Below are 19335 nucleotides of genomic sequence, written 5' to 3' on the forward strand. Positions count from 1 at the left end.
TGAGTGACTGGTGGGAGGCCGGATCATGACAGTCGGGTCGGGGGCACCACGCCGGACGGCGCGCCGCGAGACCACCGAAGCGCCGGACGGCGGCGCGCCGCTGAGCCGAGGGCTGCTTGTCCTGATGGCCGCGGCGACGGGGCTTTCGGTCGCCAACAACTACTTCGCCCAGCCACTGCTGGACCTGCTCGGCCGGGAGCTTCGGCTCAGCACCACGATGGCCGGAATGATCGTGACCGCCGCGCAGGTCGGTTACGGGATGGGGCTGCTGCTGCTCGTCCCGCTCGCCGACCTGGTCGAACGCCGCCGGTTCACGGTCCTGCTGTACGCGGCCACCGCGGCGTTCCTGCTGATCTCGGCGACCGCTCCCAACGGAGCCCTGTTGCTCGTGGGAACCGTGCTCACCGCGTTCACCTCGGTGGGAGCCCAGGTCGTGGTGCCGTACGCCGTCACGCTCGCGGCACCGGGGAAGCGCGGCCGGGTGATCGGCACGGTGACGAGCGGGCTACTGCTGGGCACGGTGTTGTCCCGTACGGTGTCGGGAGGGCTCGCCGAACTCGGCGGCTGGCGGACCGTCTACTGGGTGAGTGCGGTCCTGGTCGCCGGGGTGACAGTGCTGCTGTGGCGCTTCCTGCCGCCTCTGCACACCCCGATCGGGTTGTCGTACCCGGCGCTGCTGCGCTCAACGTTCGCACTGTTCCGCCACGAGCCGGTGCTGCGGTGGCGGGCCGGCATCGCCGCCCTGTCGCTCGCGTCGTTCAACGTGCTGTGGACGGCGGTGACCTTCCTTTTCGCCGGCCCGTCGTACGGCTGGTCCGAGGCGGCCATCGGGCTGTTCGGGCTCGTGGGTGCGGTGGGCACGGTGGGGGCGACGATGACCGGCCGGCTGGCCGACCGCGGCTACGTGCAGTGGGTCACCGGCGTCGGCACCGCCGCGTTCGCCGCTTCCTGGTGGCTGATCGGCGCAGGCGAGAGTTCGCTGGGGTGGCTCCTCGGCGGGGCGATCGTCCTCAACCTGGCGCACCGGGCAGTGCTCAACAGCAACCAGAACGTCATCTACGCGCTGAGCCCGGAGATCCGCAACCGGCTCAACTCCGCGTTGATGACGGCCTTCTTCGCCGGCGGCGCCGCCGGATCGGCGCTGGCCGCGGTGGTGTGGGTGCACGGCGGCTGGACGGCGGTGAGCGTCCTGGGCGGCTCGCTGGCCTGCGGAACCTTCGTCCTGTGGGTGATAGAGCGAACCAGGGTCTCCCGACCGTCCGGCCAGGACGCGGTCCGTGCCATATCAGGCGGCTGAGTGCTCCTCACCGACCGACAACCCCCGGCGCATTGGAAGGAAGAACCTGCGCGATGACCCTCAATATCACCGTCGTCTACTACTCAGCCACCGGAAACGTGTACGCGCTCGCCGAGGCACTGGCCGCCGGCGCACGGTCCGAAGGCGCACAGGTCAGACTGCGCCGAGTCCCCGAACTTGCCCCGGCCTCCGCGATCGCCGCCGACCCCGCCTGGACCGCCCACCATCAGCGCGTTTCGTCGCACGTCCCCGAGGTCGGCCACGACGATCTGCTGTGGGCGCACGGCCTGGCCTTCGGTACCCCGGTCCGGTTCGGCAATATCGCCTCTCAGCTCAAGCAGTTCCTCGACACCTGCGGCGGCCTGTGGGCGGCCGGCCGGCTGGCGAACAAGGCCTTCACCGGCTTCGTCAGCGGCCAGTCCCGGCACGGCGGCCAGGAGTCCACCCTGCTGGCTCTCTACAACTCGGCCTACCACATGGGTGCGGTCCTCGTGCCGCCCGGCTACACCGACGACGCCGTACACGGCGCAGGCGGCAATCCCTACGGGACCAGCCACCCGAGCGGACCCGACGGCCTGCCGCCCCCGCCGGCAACGCTGCGGGCGGCTCGCTACCAAGGCGTACGCCTGGCCCGACTCACCGCCCGCCTGCACTCCGCCGACCTGATCCACACCTGTGCCGCGGCCGAGAGGCCCGAGCACGCCGAGTCATTGATGGGAAACACTGAATGACCGCCGTATCCGGAACCATCGTGGACATCGTCACCTCCGACGGCACCGCCGACGCGTACCTGACCCATCCCAACGATCACGCCGCCCATCCCGCCGTGCTGCTCTACATGGATGCCTTCGGCGTACGCCCAAGCCTGACGCGCATGGCCGACCGGCTCGCCGAACACGGTTACACCGTCCTGGTACCCAACGTCCTCTACCGCCACGGGCGGGCACCGGTCGTGGATCTGCCCGTCCACATCACCGACACCCGCCGGCGCGCGCTGCTCCAGCAGCTCTTTCCCCTGGTGGGAGAACTGACCCCCGAACGGGCCATGCGCGACGCCGACGCGTACCTGTCCTGGCTGACCGCCTGCCCACGGACCACCGACGGCCCTGTCGCCATCACCGGCTACTGTGTGGGAGCCGCCCTGGCCCTGCGCACCGCCGGTGCCTTCCCCGACCGGGTCGCCGCGGCCGCCGGTTTCCATGGCGGCAACCTGGCCACCGACGCCCCGGACAGCCCGCACCTGGTAGCCGACCGGATCACCGCGGAACTCTACTTCGGCCACGCCGACGAAGACCCCTCCATGCCGCTCGAGCAGATCGAGCGACTCGACACTGCCCTCACGCTGGCAGGTATCCGCTATCAGGCGGACGTCTACTCCGGTGCGCGACACGGCTACACCCAGGCGGACACACATCAATACAACGCCGAAGCCTCCGCACGCCACTGGACCATGCTGCTGGCGCTCCTTGATCGGACGTCACGATGACGACCGTCACAGACGCGGGTCGACCGGCTCCGACTCCAGGGCCAGCACGCCGAAGACGGGCTGGTGGACGCGCCACAGCGGTTCGCCGGCGGCCAGGCGGTCCAGGGACTCCAGGCCCAGGGCGTACTCCCGCATCGCGAGCGACCGCTTGCGGCCGAGGGAGCGCTGCCGCAGCCGTTCGAGGTGCTCGGGTTCGGTGTAGTCGGGGCCGTAGATGATCCGCAGGTACTCCCGCCCCCGGCACTTCAGCCCCGGCTGCACGAGCCGCCCCTCCGGACCGGGTCCCAGCGGCTTGACCACCATGCCCTCGCCGCCGGCCGCGGTCAGGTCCTGCCACCAGGCGACCGCGTCCGCCTCGTCGTCGCCGGTCAGGTCGACGACGCGCGACCGCGTCGAGACGATCAGGTCGTCGGCGGCGGCCAGCCGGTCGGCGGTCTCCAGGTGCCACCGGTGGTCGCGCGCGGCGTAGGAGGACCCCTCCCCCGCCAGCACCTGGAACGGCGCGAGCCGCAACCCGGTCAGCCCCTCCACCGGCCAGCAGTAGCGCGCGTACGCGTCGCGGAACAGCGCGGCGTTCTCCGCCCGGCGCTCGATCCGGGCGCGCAGGCCGCCGACGTCCAGGCCGCGGGCCTCGGCCCGGGCCAGGGCGTCCGCGGCGGCCGGCAGGGCGGCGCGCGCCGCCGCGCCGGTCGCGGCGTACTGCCGGCGCAGCAGCTCCACCGCCTTGGCCGACCACGGCATCAGCTCGCAGTCCAGCACCAGCCAGCCGGTCTCCAGCTCCTCGAACAGGAACCCGGCCGCCTCGCGCACCCGCGCGAGGAACTTCTCCGTCCGCTCCGGGTCGGCGAAGAACGGGCGCCCGGTCCGGGTGTAGACCGCGCCGGTGGTGCCGTCGTCCACGCCGAACCTCGCCGCGGCGACGCCGGCGTCCCGCGTCACGACGACGACGGCACGCGAGCCCATGTGCTTCTCCTCGCACACGACCTGGCCGACGCCCTGCCTGCGGTACGCCGCGAACGCCTCCGCCGGGTGCTCCAGGTGGTCCTCCAGCGACGAGGTGTCGGCGGGCGCCATCGTGGGCGGCAGGTACACCAGCCAGCGCGGGTCCACCGCGAAGCGGCTCATCGCCTCCAGCGCCGGCCAGACGTTCTCCGCGCGCAGGTTGATCCGGCCCATCAGCCGGGTCTCCACGGCCTCCTCCACGTCCGCGATCCGCAGCACGCCCGACTCCCGGTGCCCGCCGCGCGACGCCGGCGGCTCGGCCTCCAGCGGGCGGACCGGCGCGTACCAGACCTGGTGCGCCGGGACCGAGACGATCTCCTTCTCCGGGTAGCGGAGCGCGGTGAGCCGGCCGCCGAAGACGCAGCCGGTGTCCAGGCAGAGCGTGTTGTTGACCCATTCGGGCTCGACGATCGGCGTGTGCCCGTAGACGACCATGGCGCCGCCCCGGTAGTCGTTCGCCCAGGCGTAACGCACCGGCAGTCCGTACTCGTCGGTCTCGCCGGTGGTCTCGCCGTACAGGGCGAAGGAGCGCACACGGCCCGACGCGCGGCCGTGGTAGCTCTCTTTGAGCCCGGCGTGCGCGGCCACGAGACGCCCGCCGTCGAGGACGAGGTGGCTGACCAGCCCGTCCATGAACGCCAGCGCCTCGGCGCGGAACTCCTCCGGCTCGGCCGCGAGCTGTTCGAGCGACTCGGCGAGCCCGTGGGCGACCGTGACGCGCCGCCCCCGCAGCGCGCGGACGAGCTTGTTCTCGTGGTTGCCGGGGACGCACAGCGCGTTACCGGCGTTCACCATGCCCATGACCAGGCGGAGCACGCCCGGGGTGTCCGGGCCGCGGTCGACGAGGTCGCCGAGCAGCAGGGCGGTACGGCCGTGCGGGTGCGCGGCGCCGGCGGCACGGCCGAGAGCGTCGCGCTCGATGACGTACCCGAGCGTCGTGAGCAGCTCCTCCAGCTCGGCCCGGCAGCCGTGCACGTCGCCGATCAGGTCGAACGGGCCGGTCAGCTCGCGCCTGTCCGACCAGCTCTTCTCGTACGTGACGGTCGCCTCGTCGATCTCCTCGCCCTTCAACACGTACGCGCGCTTGAAGACGCGGTGCAGGTCGCGCATGCCGCGCCGCAGCTCGCGCCGCTGCCGGGGCACGACGTGGTCCGGCAGGTCGCGGTCGGTACGGGCGGCGTTGCGCGCCATCGCGACCGACTCGGGCACGTCGAGGACGATCGCGACGGACAGGACGTCCTGCTCCTTGGCGATCCGGACGAGCTGGGAACGCGGTCCCGGCTGCACGTTGGTCGCGTCGACCACGGTCAGCAGGCCGCGCCGCAGCCGCGTACGGACGATGTGGTGCAGCAGGTCGAAGGCGTCGGCGGTGGCCGACTGGTCGTTCTCGTCGTCGGAAACGAGCGCCCGGCAGTGGTCGGAGGAGACCACCTGCGTCGGCGCGAAGTGCCTGCGCGCGAAGTGGGACTTACCCGCCCCTGACACACCGACCAGGACGACAAGCCCCATCTCGGGGAGCCTCAGCTCGGTCACTTAACGAACACCCCCATCTGGGTCGGCGCGCCGACGGACGGGTCGTCGTCGCCGACGGGTACGTGGCGGACCCGGTAGCCGTACGCCTCGGCCACCCGCGCGGTCCACGCGCCGAACTCCGCGCGCGTCCACTCGAACCGGTGGTCCGGGTGGCGGAAGCCGGTGAGGCTCTCGTAGCGCACGTTGTACTCGGCGTTCGGCGTGGTCACGACCACCACGCGCGGCGCGGCGTCGCCGAAGACCACGCGCTCGACGGCCGGGAGCCGGGGCAGGTCCACATGCTCGATGACCTCCATCAGCACCGCGGCGTCGTGCCCGTGGAAACGCTGGTCGGCGTACGTCAGCGCGGCCGTGAACAGGTTGAGGCGGTCGGCCTGGGCGCGCGGGAGCAGGCCCGGCGACAGCCGGCGCTGGGCCGCCTCGATCGCGCGAGCGGACACGTCGGCGCCGGCCACGAACTCGAAGAACGGATCCTGCAGCAGCCGGGAGAGCAGCCGGCCCGTACCGCAGCCGAGGTCGATGACCGTGGCCGCGTGCTCGGCGCGCAGCGCGTCGAGCACGGCCTGGACGCGGAGTTCGGCGAGCGGCACCGGCGGCGCGGCCACGTCCTCGGCCGGCTCCGCGGACCCGGGCTCGGCGGCCGTCGGGTCGGCGGCCGGCGGCTCCTCGTCGATGGGGTGGCGCTGGAGCGCGTCGTCGGGAGCGTCGTCGGCGTCGGCGAGCCGGGCCAGGGCCGTACGGACCAGGCGGTGGCGGTTCGCGAGGTAGCGGCGGGTGATCCGGGCCCGGGCGGGGTGCGCCGCGAGCCATCCCTCGCCCGCGCGGACGAGCTTGTCGACCTCGTCCGCCGCCACCCAGTAGTGCTTGGAGTCGTCCAGGACCGGCAGCAGGACGTACAGCTGGTTCAGCGCGGACGCGAGGGTGGCCTCACCCTCGATCGTGAGGGTGACGTACCGCGAGTCGCCCCACTCGGGGAACCGCTCGTCGAGCGGGACCGGGCACGCCTCCACCCGCCAGCCGAGCGGCGCGAACAGGGTCTCGGCCAGCTCGGGCCCGCCCCGGCAGGGCAGCGCGGGCAGCGTGATGCGCAGCGGGATCGGGGTGCCCGCCAGCTCCGGGCGCTCCCGGCTCTGGCCGCGCATCGCCGTGCGGAAGACGTTCGCCATCGCCGACGCGAGCAGGGACGACGCGGCATACGGCCGGTCGTTGACGTACTGGCCGAGGGACAGGTCCGGCGTCCGCCGGGTCCGGGCCAGCCGGATCGGGTCGACGTCGAGCAGCAGCGCCGCCGTGCAGCGGTCCTCGTCCGCCTCGGGGTAGAAGACGTGAGCGGTGCCGAACGACTGCTCGAACGCCTGCACCCGGCCGGGATGCTTGACCAGCAGGTAGCCGAGGTCGGTCGCCGGGCGCGCGGTCGTGGTGATCGTCAGAAGCACCCGCACAGTGTCGCGGACACCGGCGAACAGGACCTATCGAATTAACCGGCTCGCCGGACCGGTCAGCCGGCTTGGCCGGTCGAGGTCCCCGGCCGGTCGGGGACGTACGAGGCGAGGCCGCGGACCAGGAGCTCCAGGCCGTACCGCAGGCGTTCGTCGCCGTCGCCGCCGACCAGCGCGTCGACCATCGAGGTGATGACCGGGAAGCGGCCGGGCGGCAGGCTGTGGAAGTACGTGCGGACCTGCTCGAAGTACTCCCGCGCGTCCTCCTCGGTGCGGCGTCCGCGCTCGTGGTGCAGGGAATCCTCGAAGGCGTCCGCGAGGACGTAGAGCGACAGCCGGTCGACGAACCAGCCCGCCCGTTCGTCCGGCACGCCGCCGGCGCGCAGGACGGACAGGAGAGCTTCGGAGTAGCGCAGGGAGTTGGGACCGAGGGGAATGTTGGCGAGCGCGGCGCGGGCGATGCCGGGATGCCGGGTCCAGACCCGGTGGGCCTCCATGCCCGCCTCGACGATCTGCTCCTGCCAGCGGTCCGGGTCGGGGACCGGAACGTCCAGCTCGCCGGTGATCCGGTCGATCATCAGCTCCAGCAGCTCGTCCTTGTTCGCGACGTGCGCGTACAGGGACGCCGGACCGGTCTGGAGCTCGAGCGCCACCCGGCGCATGCTCAGCGCGTCGAGACCCTCGGCGTCGAGGATCCGCATCGCCGTGTCGACGATGAGCTCCTGGCTGAGAGGCCGGCGCTGCCGCGCGGACTTCTTGGGACGCCGCCACGGCGGTGGCGGGATCTCGGTCGCCTCGGTCACGGGACGCTCCTTTTCGCGAACAGAGTACCTGTCACGAACGATGTTCTGATCGCCACGCCGGGGAGGCTCGCGGCCTGCCCCGGCGCGACCACGCCGACGGCGGTCAGACCTGGGGAAGGACGTCGCTCGCGAGCAGCTCGAGATGGTCCAGGTCCTCCAGGTCCAGGGTCTGGAGGTAGATCCGCGCGGCGCCGAGCTCGCCGAACCGGCCGATCTTGTCGACGATCTCGGCCGGGGTGCCGGCCAGGCCGTTCGCCCGAAGGTCCTCGACCGAGCGGCCGATCGCGTCGGCGCGCCGGCTCAGCTCCGCCTCGTCGCGCCCGCAGCAGACGACCTGCGCGGCCGAAAGGACGATGTCCCCGGGCTTCCGGCCGTCGCTCTCGCAGGCGGCGCGGACCCGCTCGTACGCCGCCCCGGTGTCGGCGACCGAGTGGAACGGCACGTTGTACTCGTCGGCGTAGCGCGCGGCGAGCCGTGGCGTGCGCTTGGCGCCCACCCCGCCGATGATGATCGGCGGGCGCGGCCGCTGGGCCGGCTTCGGCAGCGCCGGGGAGTCGGTCAGCTGGTAGTGGGTGCCCTGGAAGTCGAACGTCTTGTTCTCGGGCGTCTCCCACAGGCCCGTGACGATCGCCAGTTGCTCCTCGAGCCGGTCGAACCGCTCGGCCAGACCGGGGAACGGGATCCCGTACGCGGTGTGCTCGCCGTCGTACCAGCCGGTGCCCAGACCCAGCTCGACGCGGCCTCCGCTCATCTCGTCGACGCCCGCGACGGAGATGGCGAGCGGGCCGGGGAGCCGGAACGTCGCGGCGGTCACCAGGGTGCCCAGCCGGATGCGCCGGGTCTCCCGGGCCAGGCCGGCCAGGGTGATCCAGGCGTCCGACGGACCCGGCAGCCCGCTGACGTCCCCCATCTTCAGGTAGTGGTCGGAACGGAAGAACGCGTCGAAGCCGTACTCCTCGGTGGCCTTGGCGACGCGGAGCAGGGTTTCGTATCCGGCTCCCTGCTGGGGCTCGGTGAAGATCCGCAAAAGCATGGTCCCCATCCTGCTCCCCCGTCACCTCGGCCCGCACCTTCGGGTCGGTGCTCCCGTCTCCGGCGGACCGCCCGGGACCCCTCGTGCCCTTGCCGTACGGGCGGGGTTCCGGGCGGTCTCCCCGGTCGCCCGGGAACCCTCACGCACCCGTGCGCGGGGGTTCCCGGGCATCTTTCAGCTCTCCTCGCGACGCGTCCGGGTGAGCCGGTACAGCACCACGCCGGCACCGGCGAGGCCGAGGCCCGCCAGGGCGAACAGCGCCGAGGAGCTACCGGTGGTCGGCAGCTCGCGGCCCGGGGCCTCCCTCACCGGGACCGGACGCGCGGCCCGGACGTGGCAGGCGGCACCGCCGGCGCTCCCGCAGTGGAGCCCGTGCGGGTGACCGGGCGCCCCGAGATTGTGCACCTGCGGGTGGTGCGGCCCGGAGCCGAGCGGGCAGACGAAGCCCGCGCCCTGCCGGACGCAGTCGCGACGTGCGCGGCCCGAGCCCAGCGGGTGGTGCGGGTGGTGCGGCCGGGCGAGCGGGTGGCGCGCGGCCTTGCCCGGACCGGTCAGCGGCGTCATCGGCGCGATGGTCTCGGGCGTGCTGCCCGGTTCCTCGTGCACGGCGGCCGGAGTCTCCTGCGCGCAGGACGACCCGGTGGGCCGCTCGGAGATGGCCTTACCCGCCATCGGCTTGTCCGCCGCGGCGCACGGTGCGGTGTCGGAGTCGACCGGAGCGGCCGGGGTGTCCGAGGCGGCCGGAGCCGCGGGTTCGGCGGCGGGCGCCGCCGGGACACCGGCGGAGTGCAGGCAGCCGCAGGAGCTCGGCCACTTCTGCGCGCACGGCGGGATCGCCGGCATGTCCGGCACGACGACCGGCTGTCCGGGAACGACCACCGGCCGGGCGGCCGTCGCGCCGCACGGCGTGGCGGCGGGCGCCCCGGTCTTGTCCGTGGCCTTCTCCCCCTTGTCCGCGGCCGGAGTGGACGCCTTGTCCGTGGCCGGAGTGGACGTGCCGGCGGCCGGGGTGGACTTGTCGACGACCGTGGCCGGCGCGGACTTGTCGGTGGCCGGCTGGTCGGCGTGCCCCACGGACGCCGTGGACGGCGCCGCCGCGGGCTTGCCGGCGGCGCACGGCGGCACCGTCACCGGGCTCTCCGGCACGATCACCGGGCGAGCGGGCAGGATGACCGGGCGGTCGGCCGCCGCTCCGCACGGTGTGCCGGCCGGCCGGTCCTGCGCCTGGTCAGCCGTCTTGTCCTGTGCCTTGTCGGCGGTCTTGTCCTGCGCCTTGTCCGCGGTGCCCGTGGACGGCACGGCGGCGGGCCGGTCCTGCGCGGCCTGCCCGGCCTGGGCGCACGGCGGAAGCGACGCCGGACGCTCGGGCACCACGACCGGCCTGGCCGCGCCGCACGGCGTCGTCGCCGGCTGTTCGGCGGCCGTCGCGGACGGCGTCTGCGCGGACGTGCCCGCCTCGCTCTCGGGCCGGTCCTGCGCACCGGCGCACGACGACGTCGCCGGACGGCTCGGGAAGACGTCCGGACGTGTCGCCACCGCGCCGCACGGCGCCGAGGCCGGGACATCGGACCGGGAAGGACGGGCCGGGATGACCGCGTTCTCCGTCGGCAGATCCGAGGTGGGCCGCTGCTGCGCGGCGGTGCCGCACCCGCACGCCGTCGGATCGTCCTGCTTGGCGGCGCAGGAGCCGAGTTCCGGCTTGATCGGCATGGACTTGCCGGCGGTCCTGCCCGGCACCACGCCGAGCGAGCACGGACCATCGGCGGCGGGCGCCCCGATCGGGCTCCGTACGACGACGGACTCGGCGGTTCCCGGACCGTGCTCGGTCACCATGAGCGGGTACGGAAGCTCGTCCGCGGCGGTCTGCGGTGCGGCGCCGGTGTCCGAGCCGTCCGGTGAGACCTCGACCGGCGGGAAGGCGGCGAGCCGCCGTTCCGGTGTCGGTGCGTTGTGCCACGACACCTGGACGGGGTTCCGCAGCTGGACGTGCTCTTTCCGCGCCTTGCCGGTGTGGGCCGGCGGGACGACCGTGGCGGTGATGACCCCGTGCCGGGTCTTGCCCTGCGGGAGCAGGCCGATGTGGCAGACGAGCGGGCCGGCCTTGCGCCAGTGGCACTTCGGCGGTGCGGCCAGCACCTTGAGGTTCTTGTCCGGTGTGGTCGTCAGGGCGACGTCCCGCGCCGGGACGGTGCCCCGGTTCGTCACCTCGAACGGCCAGTTGTAGGTCTTGCCCGGGACGATCGCCCCGCGCGGGCCCTTGGTGTCGACCACGACGTCGGCACGGCCGCGCGCGTGATCACGCGCGGCCTGCCCGCCGTGGCCGTGGCCGTCGTGGTCCCGGTTCGGAGTCGTACGGTCGTGCGCTCTCCCGGCTTTGCCGCCGGTGTGCGCGGACGCGCTACTCGTCACCTGCGGCATGACGGCGAAGCATGAGGCCGCCGCCACCGCGGTGATACTCCGGATTCCGGCACGCACGGCGCGGCCAGAAATGTCGATCATTCGTGTCCCCCGTGACCTGCTCAGACGCTGTTGTCAACGCCCCGTTGTAGCCGTCCCGGGAGGCGATCTCATAGCAGCGCGTCGGCGTGTCGTCACAAAGAGTGATGGTAAAAAACCGCCTGCACAACGAAGGCGCGTAACGCCCACGGCTCTCGGCGATAGTTTCCTTTGACGGCCTTTCGACCTCACCGCGGCAACAGTTGCGGGCGCCATTGTGGCGATCCTCGTGTGGGTCCTGAGCCTGGCCGGCATCGACATTCCCGGCGAAGTGGCGGCCGCGATCACGACGGTCCTCGTCGCCGCCTCCGCCTACCTGACTCCCCACAGCCACCGGGCCGACCTCGCCCGCCCGGCCGGGGACACCCAGCCGTCCGCCTGACCCTGCTCAGAACCCGAGACTGTCCCCGCAGTCGACACTCGCGGAGCCGCCGGAGCTGCTGGCGCTCTTGACCAGTTCGCCGTCGACGCTGAGCGTGCAGGTCAGCTCGCCGGAACCTTTGCCGTGGGCGTTCACGTCGACGCTCTGGCCGTCATTGACGGTGAAGGTCCTGCTCCAGGGCGGCGAGACCACCATGCGCCGGTGGTGGCCGTCCGGCGTGGTGAAGGAGACGGAGACGCGCCCGCTGCCGCGGAGGGCGAACGTCACCTTGTGCGCCTCGGGACGTTCGGGCGCCTCTTCACCGGGCTCGTCATCCGGCGGCGGCGTCGTGACGGGTGCGGTGGCACGGGGAGAACCGAATGCGGGGCCCGTCGCCGCCGGCGTGGGCACCGATGACAAAGAATGGCCATTCGGTCCACCCGCCGAATGGCCACCCGAAGAACACGCGCCGAGCGCCAACACCAAAACCACGAAGATGATCCGCATAGCCCTCTCCAAAACGCGCGCATCGCCGCACTGGAGTGACTACCGAGTGTAGCCGCCCGATGCCGGAGCGGCACCGGCGGCCTTCGAGGGGGCGGGACCCTCGCGTATGTACGGCCCGACGACGAGGGCGGCCCGCACGCGGCGGGCCGCCCTCGTGCGGCCGTCCGAGGATCCGGGACGGCCGCCTCGCGCGAATCGGGTCAGCGGGCCGAGAGCAGGTCCCCCAGCTCGTCCTCGACGTCCTGGTTGGCGACGAACATCAGCTCGTCACCGCCCTCCAGCGTGTCGTCGGGGCTGGGCACCACCACCCGGCCCTCACGCAGGATCGCGACCAGCGCCGTGTCCTGCGGCCAGGAGACCGAGCCGACGAGCTGTCCGACGAGCGGCGCGTCCTCGGGCAGCGTCAGCTCGACCAGGTTGGCCTCGCCCTGGCGGAACGTCATGAGGCGTACGAGGTCGCCGACGCTCACGGCCTCCTCGACGAGCGCCGACATCAGGCGCGGGGTCGAGACCGCGACGTCCACGCCCCAGGACTCGTTGAAGAGCCATTCGTTCTTGGGGTGGTTGATCCGGGCGACGACGCGCGGGACGCCGTACTCGGTCTTGGCCAGCAGCGAGACCACGAGGTTGACCTTGTCGTCTCCGCTCGCGGCCACGACGACGTGGCAGCGTTCGAGCCCGGCGTCGTCCAGCGAGGCGATCTCGCACGCGTCGGCGAGCAGCCACTCCGCCTGCGAGACGGCCTCGACCTTGATCGAACGTGGGTTCTTGTCGATGAGAAGGACCTCGTGGCCGTTCTCCAGGAGCTCCTGGGCGATGGAGCGGCCGACCGCTCCGGCGCCGGCGATGGCGACCCGCATTACTCCGCCTTCTCCTCGGGCCGCTGTGACACGGCGTCGTTGATGCGCTCCATCTCGCTCGCGACGGCCATCACGTGGACCACGTCGCCGTCCTGGATGACCGTGTCGGCGTCGGGGACCACCGCCTCGCCCATCCGGTTGAGGAAGGTCACCCGGGTCTGCGCGGAGTCCTCGAGCGCGGACACCTTCGCGCCCACCCACTTGGGGTCGATCTGCACCTCGGCGAGCACGACCTCGCCGGTCGGGTCGCGCCACAGCGGCGCGGGGCCCTCGGGAAGGAGCCGGCGCAGCATCTGGTCGGCGGTCCAGCGCACGGTCGCGACCGTGGGGATGCCGAGGCGCTGGTACACCTCGGCGCGGCGGGGGTCGTAGATGCGGGCCACGACGTTCTCCACGCCGAAGGTCTCCCGCGCCACGCGTGCGGAAATGATGTTGGAATTGTCGCCACTGCTCACCGCGACGAACGCGGACGCCTGTTCGATCCCGGCGTCGACGAGCACGTCGCGGTCGAAGCCGAAACCGGTGACACGGCGGCCCTTGAAACCTCCGCGCAGCCGCCGGAACGCCTCAGGGCTCTGATCGATGATGGCCACGCTGTGGCCTTTATCCTCAAGGATGTGGGCGAGTGTCGATCCGACACGCCCGCACCCCATGATCACGATGTGCACGGTCGTCCTTTCCGGCGCCGTCCGTCGGCTTGGCTCCGTCTTGACCTGAGAAACCTACACATGGCCGGACGCGGGGTAGAACTCCGGAACCCGTCCCTGGGTTCCACTGTTTTACTTGCCCATGCCACGATGGGTTTTCACGGTCCCGTTACCGACTACCATCACCGACGTGTCGAAGGCTCCCGACCTCGTCAAGAGGCTCCTGCTTGGCAGGGCGCTCCGCAGCGCCCAGCAGCACGAGCAAACCCTCCCCAAGACGGTCGCCCTGCCCGTCTTCGCCAGCGACGCGCTCTCCTCCGTGGCGTACGCGCCGCAGGAGATCCTGATCGCCCTCGGTATCGCGGGGCTGGCGACCTATCACTTCACCCCGTGGGTGGCCGGCGCCGTCGTCGTGATCCTTCTCACGGTCGTGGCGTCGTACCGGCAGAACGTCCGTGCCTACACGAGCGGCGGCGGCGACTTCGAGGTCGCCACCACCAACCTCGGCGGCAACTCCGGCATCGTGGTGGCGAGCGCCCTGCTCGTCGACTACGTGATGACGGTCGCGGTGTCGGTGTCCTCGGGAGTCGAGAATCTCGGCGCCCTCATCCACTTTCTCCAGCCCCACAAGGTCCTCGCCGCGATCGCCATCGTCGCGATTTTGACGATCATGAATTTGCGGGGAATCCGGGAGTCCGGGGTCGCCTTCGCGATTCCCACGTATCTGTTCATGTTCGGCGTCTTCGTCATGCTGCTGTGGGGCTTCACCCGCCTGGCGTTCGGCGCGCACCTGCACGCGGAGACGGCCGACCTGACCATCAAGGGGCACGAGGTCGGCGTCGCCGGCTTCGCGCTCGTCTTCCTGCTACTGCGCGCGTTCTCCTCCGGCTGCGCGGCGCTGACGGGCGTCGAGGCGATCAGCAACGGGGTCCCGGCGTTCCGCAACCCCAAGGGCAAGAACGCCGCGACGACGCTGCTGCTGCTCGGTTCCGTGGCGGCGTCGATGTTCGCCGGCATCGTCGCGCTCGCGTACATCACCAAGGCCAAGTTCGCCGACCCGAACCTCGGCACTCATCTGGTCGACAAGGCCGGGCGGGACGTCTCGGACCAGGACCCGGTCGTCGCGCAGGTCGCCCACACGGTGTTCAGCAACTTCCCGCTCGGCTTCGCGTACGTGACCGTGATGACCGCGCTGATCCTCGCCCTGGCCGCCAACACGGCGTTCAACGGCTTCCCCGTGCTCGGCTCGGTGCTCGCCCAGAACCGCTACCTGCCCCGGCAGCTGCACACGCGGGGCGACCGGCTCGCGTTCAGCAACGGGATCATCATCCTCGGCACCCTGGCGGGCCTGCTCATCTACGCGTACGACGCGTCGGTGACCGCGCTGATCCAGCTGTACATCGTCGGCGTGTTCGTGTCCTTCACCGTCAGCCAGACCGGCATGGTCCGCCACTGGAACCGCCTGCTGCGCACCGAGACCGACCGCGGCAAGCGCCGCCGGATGAAGACGTCGCGTGCGATCAACGCCTTCGGCGGCGTGGTCACCGGCATCGTGCTGGTCGTGGTCCTCATCACCAAGTTCCTGCTCGGTGCCTGGATCGCGTGCGTGGCCATGATCGTGCTGTTCCTGATGATGCGGGGCATCCGGCGCCACTACGACCGGGTCGCCACCGAGCTGGTCGTCACCGGCGAGGACGTCGCGCTGCCGCCCCGCAACCACGCCGTCGTCCTCGTCTCCAAGATCCACAAGCCGACGCTGCGCGCCCTGTCGTACGCCCGGGCCACCCGCCCCTCCACGATCGAGGCGGTCACCGTCGCGGTCGACCCGGAGGAGTCCGTCGAGCTGCAGGAGGCCTGGGAGGCACACGAGCTGCCGGTGCCGCTGAAGATCCTCGACTCGCCGTACCGGGAGATCACCCGGCCGATCCTGGAGTACGTCAAGAGCGTCCGGCGGCGCAGCCCGCGCGACGTCGTGACCGTGTTCCTGCCCGAATATGTCGTGGGACACTGGTGGGAGCACCTGCTGCACAACCAGAGCGCGCTGCGGCTCAAGACGCGCCTGCTCTTCGTGCCCGGTGTGATGGTGACGAGTGTCCCGTGGCAGCTCGCCTCCTCCGACCGCCTCAAGGGGCGCCCGGAGCCGGCCGCGCCGGGCGCGGCGCGCCGTCCGTACGCCGAACAGAACGCCGAATCGAAGGGGTCCCGTGCCGCCGGTGGAATCGTCTGAACCGATCGAGCTGCGGATCGACGCCGTCGCCAACGGCGGCTCGTGCGTGGCCCGGCACGAGGGCCGCGTCGTCTTCGTCCGGCACACCCTGCCGGGTGAGCTGGTGCTCGCCCGCGTCACCCAGGAGACCAAGCACTTCCTGCGCGCCGACGCCGTGGAGATCCTCGAGGCCTCGCCCGACCGCGTCCCGGCGCCCTGTCCGTTCTCCGGCCCGGGGCGCTGCGGCGGGTGCGACTGGCAGCACGTGGCGGTCCCGGCGCAACGACGCCTCAAGGCCGCGGTGATCGAGGAGCAGCTCCGCCGGGTGGCCGGAATCTCCCGCGAGGTGGTGGTCGAGGAGGTGCCGGGCGCCCCGGACGGCCTCGGCTGGCGCACCCGCGTGCAGTTCTCCGTACGCCGCGACGGCGCGATCGGCCTCCGCCGGCACCGTTCCCACACGATCGAGCCGATCGACGAGTGCCTGATCGCCCACCCCGAGGTGGAGGCCCTCGGCATCGAACGCAAGCGCTGGCCCGGCGCGTCCGGCGTCGAGGCGATCGCCTCGGCCGGCACGGGCGACCGCCTGGCCGTCCTGTCCACCCGGGGCCGCGCCCGCGTCCCGCGCATGGACGCGCCCGTACGGCTGGTCAGCGACCGCAACCAGGAGAAGCCACCGTTCGTCCGCGAGGACGTCGCGGGCCGGCTGTGGCAGGTGAGCGGCAGCGGGTTCTGGCAGGTCCACCCGGGCGCCGCACAGACCCTGGCCGATGCGGTCCTGGACACCCTGGAGCCCCGCCGCGGCGAGATCGCGGTCGACCTGTACTGCGGCGCGGGCCTGTTCGCCGGCGTCCTGGGCGAGCGCGTCGGCTCCGACGGCCTGGTCGTGGGCATCGAGTCGGACGCCCAGTCGGTCCGCGACGCCCGCTTCAACCTCCGCGACATGCCTCACGTCTCGGTGGAGCGCGGCGAGGTGGAGAGCGTCCTGGACGAGATCAGCTTCGGCCGCGGCAAGACCCGCCTGAACCGCGCCGACCTGGTCGTCCTGGACCCACCCCGCACGGGCGCGGGCCCGGAGGTGGTCAAGCGCGTCGCGGAACTGGCGGGCCGCCGCATCGCGTACGTCTCATGCGACCCGGCGACCCTGGCCCGCGACCTGGCGCTGTTCGCCGAACAGGGCTGGACCCTGTCCGCCCTCCGCACCTTCGACGCCTTCCCCATGACCCAGCACGTGGAGCTCGTGGCGACGCTCGTCCGGGGCTAGAAAATCGTGCCGTCCATCATGGGCCCGGGCAGCTCAGGGCCTGTTCGGCCGTAGCGTCTTGGTCGGCGCGGAAGGCATCGAGAGAGAGGCCCGGTGCCCCACGGGACATTGCCGCGAAGTCGTCTCGAGTGACGAACCGCTTCCGTCGCCGTAGGGGAACCGGCTTGTCCCGTGGCGTGATCTCATGCTGTGCCGTCATAGCTCGTCCTCCAGACGAGGCCGCCGACACGAGTCGGCGGCCTTCTCTGCTCCAGGAATGCGTTACACCTGGCGATCGTCCTCCGCCGACGTCGTCTCGATGGGAGCCACCTCAACGCAGGTCGCCTGACCACCACCGCTGCGCGAGCTCTTCCGCCAAGGGGCCCAGGTGAGCTGCGTTTCGCTCGGGATCTTCATGAGCTGAACTACTCCTTGATCAAGGCGGCGATGTACTCCAGCGATCCCTCTTGGTCCAGCGCCGCGTTTTTGAGGTCGTCAAAATCCAGGTTAAATCGCTGTACGCCGTCGCTGCGCTCAATGTGGTTTCCGCCCGCTTTCGTCTCGACGTAGGCGACATCCGGCGCGATCGAGTCGGGAAAGCCCAAGACGATGAACGGCCCGTCAAGACCGGTGTGCGAGCCGACAGAAAACGGCAGCACGAGAATCGTGACGTTCGGCCGGCGGGCCGCGACGATGAGCGCTCTGAGCTGCTCGCGCATCACCTCTTCGCCGCCGATGGGACGGCGCAGGGCGGCTTCGTCGAGCACGACGGTGAGCTGCGGCGCGGGCGGGTTCGTGCGGTTGAGCAGCGCACGGCGCTGCAACCGGACACGGAGCCGACGCTGCGTCTCCTCCTCGCCGTCGTCACGGCTCCAGATCCGGATGATCTCGTGGGCGTACTCGTCCGTCTGGAGCAGGCCCGATACAAGCTGCGGGCACCACTCGTCGATGCGGGCAGCGTCGTTCTCCTGTGCGACGTAGGAGCCTTTCGGGAAAAGATCGCGGTAATCCTCCCACCAGCCTCGCTGCCATGAGTCGCGGTGCAGCGCGAACAGCCACTCTCGCTTCGCGGTGTCGACGCCGTAGAGATCAAGCAGCTCAGTGACGTCTTTGAGGCTCGGCTTGATCTTGGCCGATTCGATCCGGCCGACCTTGTGACGGTTCCAGCCGTGCCCGAGGGTGGCGGCCACCTGTTCATGGGTCAGCCTGGCTGTCTCCCGGAGTTCCGCGAGGTCATTCGCCAGTCGCCGACCACGCACGGTCGGGCTGTGGGGCTGAGGCATGCCGGAAAGTCTGCCCGGCCGCGTGTCCGCCAGCAATTCGATCCTGCCAATACGGCTCGGAGCCTTGCGATCGAGCCCCGGGCCGAATCATGATGCTCGCAGCAGGCGCTAGACACCCTTAGTCATCACTCACACACAGAGAAGTGGACATTCCATGGCCATTCCGCCAAACCCCCTCGCACCGAGCCCATGCCGGTGCGTCGGATCGGATCTTGCGTGGATCACGCTCGCATCTGATCCGACCAGCGCCAATACGGCCCGCAGGTTTGCCGGGAGCACGCTCAGCGGACACAACGACGACATCAAGGACACCGTCACGCTTGTTGTTTCAGAACTCGTCACGAACGCGTACGAAGCCATCGCCCGTTCCGTCACAAATCCCGAGACGGAAGTGATTCGCTTCGGTATTCACTGCACGCCCAGGTGGGCCCACATACTCGTCCGCGATCCCATCCCCGAACAACCCACACGCCGTGAGGCCAACGAGATGGACGAGTACGGACGCGGCCTGGCGATCGTCGAAACGTATGCGCTCCTCTGGACACACGGCCACCCCGGCGGAAAAACGGTGCACGCGGCCGTGACCATCCCAGGCGTCGTCCTCACTCAGCCTGAAATCAACGCCTTGGCGTCCCCTGAACCTCGTCGGCGGCAGCTTCCCGGCGGCAGCCGCAACCGAGGATCCGGCGCCATAGCCACCTCTCGCACGAAAACCGCGACTCCTCACTGGAAAGCCCCCTGTGACCCCATCGAATTCGACCGGCCTCCTCACGCCTCGGGAGGCGGCCCAGGCGCTCGGCGTCCGCACCTCGACAATCGCGCAGTGGGCGCGCGAGGGGCGGATCGTCCCCATTCAGACTCCTGGCGGCCACCGCCGCTATCCCGTTCAAGAGATTCAGCGCCTTCTGACCGACAGCGGCGACGCGGCCGAGGCACGGCGGCTGACCGAAGACGCCGTGCGGCTGTACGAGCAGGGCTGGAGCATTCGCCAGGTCGCCGCACGGTTCGACATAGGTTATGGCGCGATGCGTCGCCTGTTGCACAAGCACACGACTGTGAGAAAGGTCAGTACCGGCAGACTCGGCGGTGAGAGCACCGTCAGCCGGCTCGACGTTCCCCAGAGCGACGACGGACAGTAGCAA

General features: G+C 71.2%; 17 protein-coding genes and 1 pseudogene. 8 read left to right on the forward strand and 10 right to left on the reverse strand.

The features are described from left to right. Positions 1 to 25: 25 nt before the first annotated feature. From OG417_RS38820 to OG417_RS38830, 3 genes are read left to right on the forward strand one after another with little or no spacing between them, the layout of a single operon-like run. Entirely contained in the window at positions 26 to 1297 is a 1272-nt protein-coding gene (locus tag OG417_RS38820) for an MFS transporter (RefSeq protein WP_329239926.1), read from the forward strand. Between the two features lie 53 nt (positions 1298 to 1350). Beyond that, complete coding sequence (gene wrbA, locus OG417_RS38825; protein ID WP_329239927.1) at positions 1351 to 2028, forward strand: NAD(P)H:quinone oxidoreductase; 678 nt, start codon at positions 1351 to 1353, stop codon at positions 2026 to 2028. Next, complete coding sequence (locus OG417_RS38830) at positions 2025 to 2783, forward strand: dienelactone hydrolase family protein (protein WP_329239929.1); 759 nt, start codon at positions 2025 to 2027, stop codon at positions 2781 to 2783. The genes wrbA and OG417_RS38830 overlap by 4 nt, the downstream gene beginning before the upstream one ends. 6 nt (positions 2784 to 2789) lie before the next feature. Here the strand turns inward: OG417_RS38830 and OG417_RS38835 are convergent, their stop codons facing one another. From OG417_RS38835 to OG417_RS38855, 5 genes are all read right to left on the reverse strand, one after another. Further along, positions 2790 to 5318, reverse strand: coding sequence for a polynucleotide kinase-phosphatase (locus tag OG417_RS38835; RefSeq protein WP_329239931.1), 2529 nt, complete (start codon positions 5316 to 5318; stop codon positions 2790 to 2792). Further along, the gene (locus OG417_RS38840) at positions 5315 to 6754 is read right to left on the reverse strand and encodes a 3' terminal RNA ribose 2'-O-methyltransferase Hen1 (protein ID WP_329239933.1); all 1440 of its coding nucleotides are present in this window, start codon (positions 6752 to 6754) and stop codon (positions 5315 to 5317) included. The genes OG417_RS38835 and OG417_RS38840 overlap by 4 nt, the downstream gene beginning before the upstream one ends. Positions 6755 to 6816: 62 nt before the next feature. Further along, positions 6817 to 7560: a TetR/AcrR family transcriptional regulator gene (locus OG417_RS38845; protein ID WP_329239935.1), complete on the reverse strand. Its 744-nt coding sequence runs from the start codon at positions 7558 to 7560 to the stop codon at positions 6817 to 6819. Between the two features lie 103 nt (positions 7561 to 7663). Beyond that, positions 7664 to 8593 carry an LLM class F420-dependent oxidoreductase gene (locus tag OG417_RS38850; RefSeq protein WP_329239937.1) on the reverse strand — a complete coding sequence of 310 codons (930 nt, stop codon included), beginning with the start codon at positions 8591 to 8593 and terminating at the stop codon, positions 7664 to 7666. Positions 8594 to 8767: 174 nt separating this feature from the next. Then, on the reverse strand, positions 8768 to 11038 hold the full coding sequence (locus OG417_RS38855) for an LPXTG cell wall anchor domain-containing protein (protein WP_329239939.1): 2271 nt from the start codon (positions 11036 to 11038) through the stop codon (positions 8768 to 8770). A 268-nt stretch (positions 11039 to 11306) separates the two neighbouring features. Between OG417_RS38855 and OG417_RS38860 the strand changes: the two genes are divergently transcribed. After that, positions 11307 to 11471: a hypothetical protein gene (locus tag OG417_RS38860; protein ID WP_329239941.1), complete on the forward strand. Its 165-nt coding sequence runs from the start codon at positions 11307 to 11309 to the stop codon at positions 11469 to 11471. Positions 11472 to 11477: 6 nt separating this feature from the next. Here OG417_RS38860 and OG417_RS38865 read toward each other — a convergent pair whose 3' ends face one another. The 3 genes from OG417_RS38865 to OG417_RS38875 all read right to left on the reverse strand — a co-directional run bounded on the left by OG417_RS38865 (position 11478) and on the right by OG417_RS38875 (position 13485). After that, the gene (locus tag OG417_RS38865; protein ID WP_329239943.1) at positions 11478 to 11957 is read right to left on the reverse strand and encodes a hypothetical protein; all 480 of its coding nucleotides are present in this window, start codon (positions 11955 to 11957) and stop codon (positions 11478 to 11480) included. 200 nt (positions 11958 to 12157) lie between these two features. Then, entirely contained in the window at positions 12158 to 12817 is a 660-nt protein-coding gene (locus OG417_RS38870) for a potassium channel family protein (protein WP_329239945.1), read from the reverse strand. Next, positions 12817 to 13485 carry a potassium channel family protein gene (locus OG417_RS38875; protein WP_329239947.1) on the reverse strand — a complete coding sequence of 223 codons (669 nt, stop codon included), beginning with the start codon at positions 13483 to 13485 and terminating at the stop codon, positions 12817 to 12819. Before OG417_RS38875 ends, OG417_RS38870 begins: the two co-directional genes overlap by 1 nt. A gap of 169 nt (positions 13486 to 13654) precedes the next feature. Here OG417_RS38875 and OG417_RS38880 point away from each other — a divergent pair, with 169 nt between their 5' ends. Further along, entirely contained in the window at positions 13655 to 15691 is a 2037-nt protein-coding gene (locus OG417_RS38880) for an APC family permease (protein WP_329239949.1), read from the forward strand. Next, positions 15678 to 16931, forward strand: a complete 1254-nt coding sequence (locus OG417_RS38885) for a class I SAM-dependent RNA methyltransferase (RefSeq protein WP_329239951.1) — start codon at positions 15678 to 15680, stop codon at positions 16929 to 16931. The genes OG417_RS38880 and OG417_RS38885 overlap by 14 nt, the downstream gene beginning before the upstream one ends. A gap of 261 nt (positions 16932 to 17192) precedes the next feature. Here OG417_RS38885 and OG417_RS54575 read toward each other — a convergent pair whose 3' ends face one another. Beyond that, positions 17193 to 17327, reverse strand: a complete 135-nt coding sequence (locus tag OG417_RS54575) for a DUF397 domain-containing protein (protein WP_442875602.1) — start codon at positions 17325 to 17327, stop codon at positions 17193 to 17195. An 8-nt stretch (positions 17328 to 17335) separates the two neighbouring features. Next, positions 17336 to 18193, reverse strand: coding sequence for a helix-turn-helix domain-containing protein (locus tag OG417_RS38890; protein WP_329239953.1), 858 nt, complete (start codon positions 18191 to 18193; stop codon positions 17336 to 17338). Positions 18194 to 18347: 154 nt separating this feature from the next. On the opposite strand from OG417_RS38890, the pseudogene OG417_RS54580 reads away from it, so the two are divergent. After that, positions 18348 to 18713: pseudogene (locus OG417_RS54580) on the forward strand (ATP-binding protein); the annotation flags it as partial. 220 nt (positions 18714 to 18933) lie between these two features. Next, on the forward strand, positions 18934 to 19332 hold the full coding sequence (locus OG417_RS38895; protein WP_329239955.1) for a helix-turn-helix domain-containing protein: 399 nt from the start codon (positions 18934 to 18936) through the stop codon (positions 19330 to 19332). The last annotated feature ends 3 nt before the right edge of the window (positions 19333 to 19335 follow it).

Origin of the sequence: Actinoallomurus sp. NBC_01490, assembly GCF_036227085.1 — a bacterium.
Taxonomy (GTDB): domain Bacteria; phylum Actinomycetota; class Actinomycetes; order Streptosporangiales; family Streptosporangiaceae; genus Actinoallomurus; species Actinoallomurus oryzae.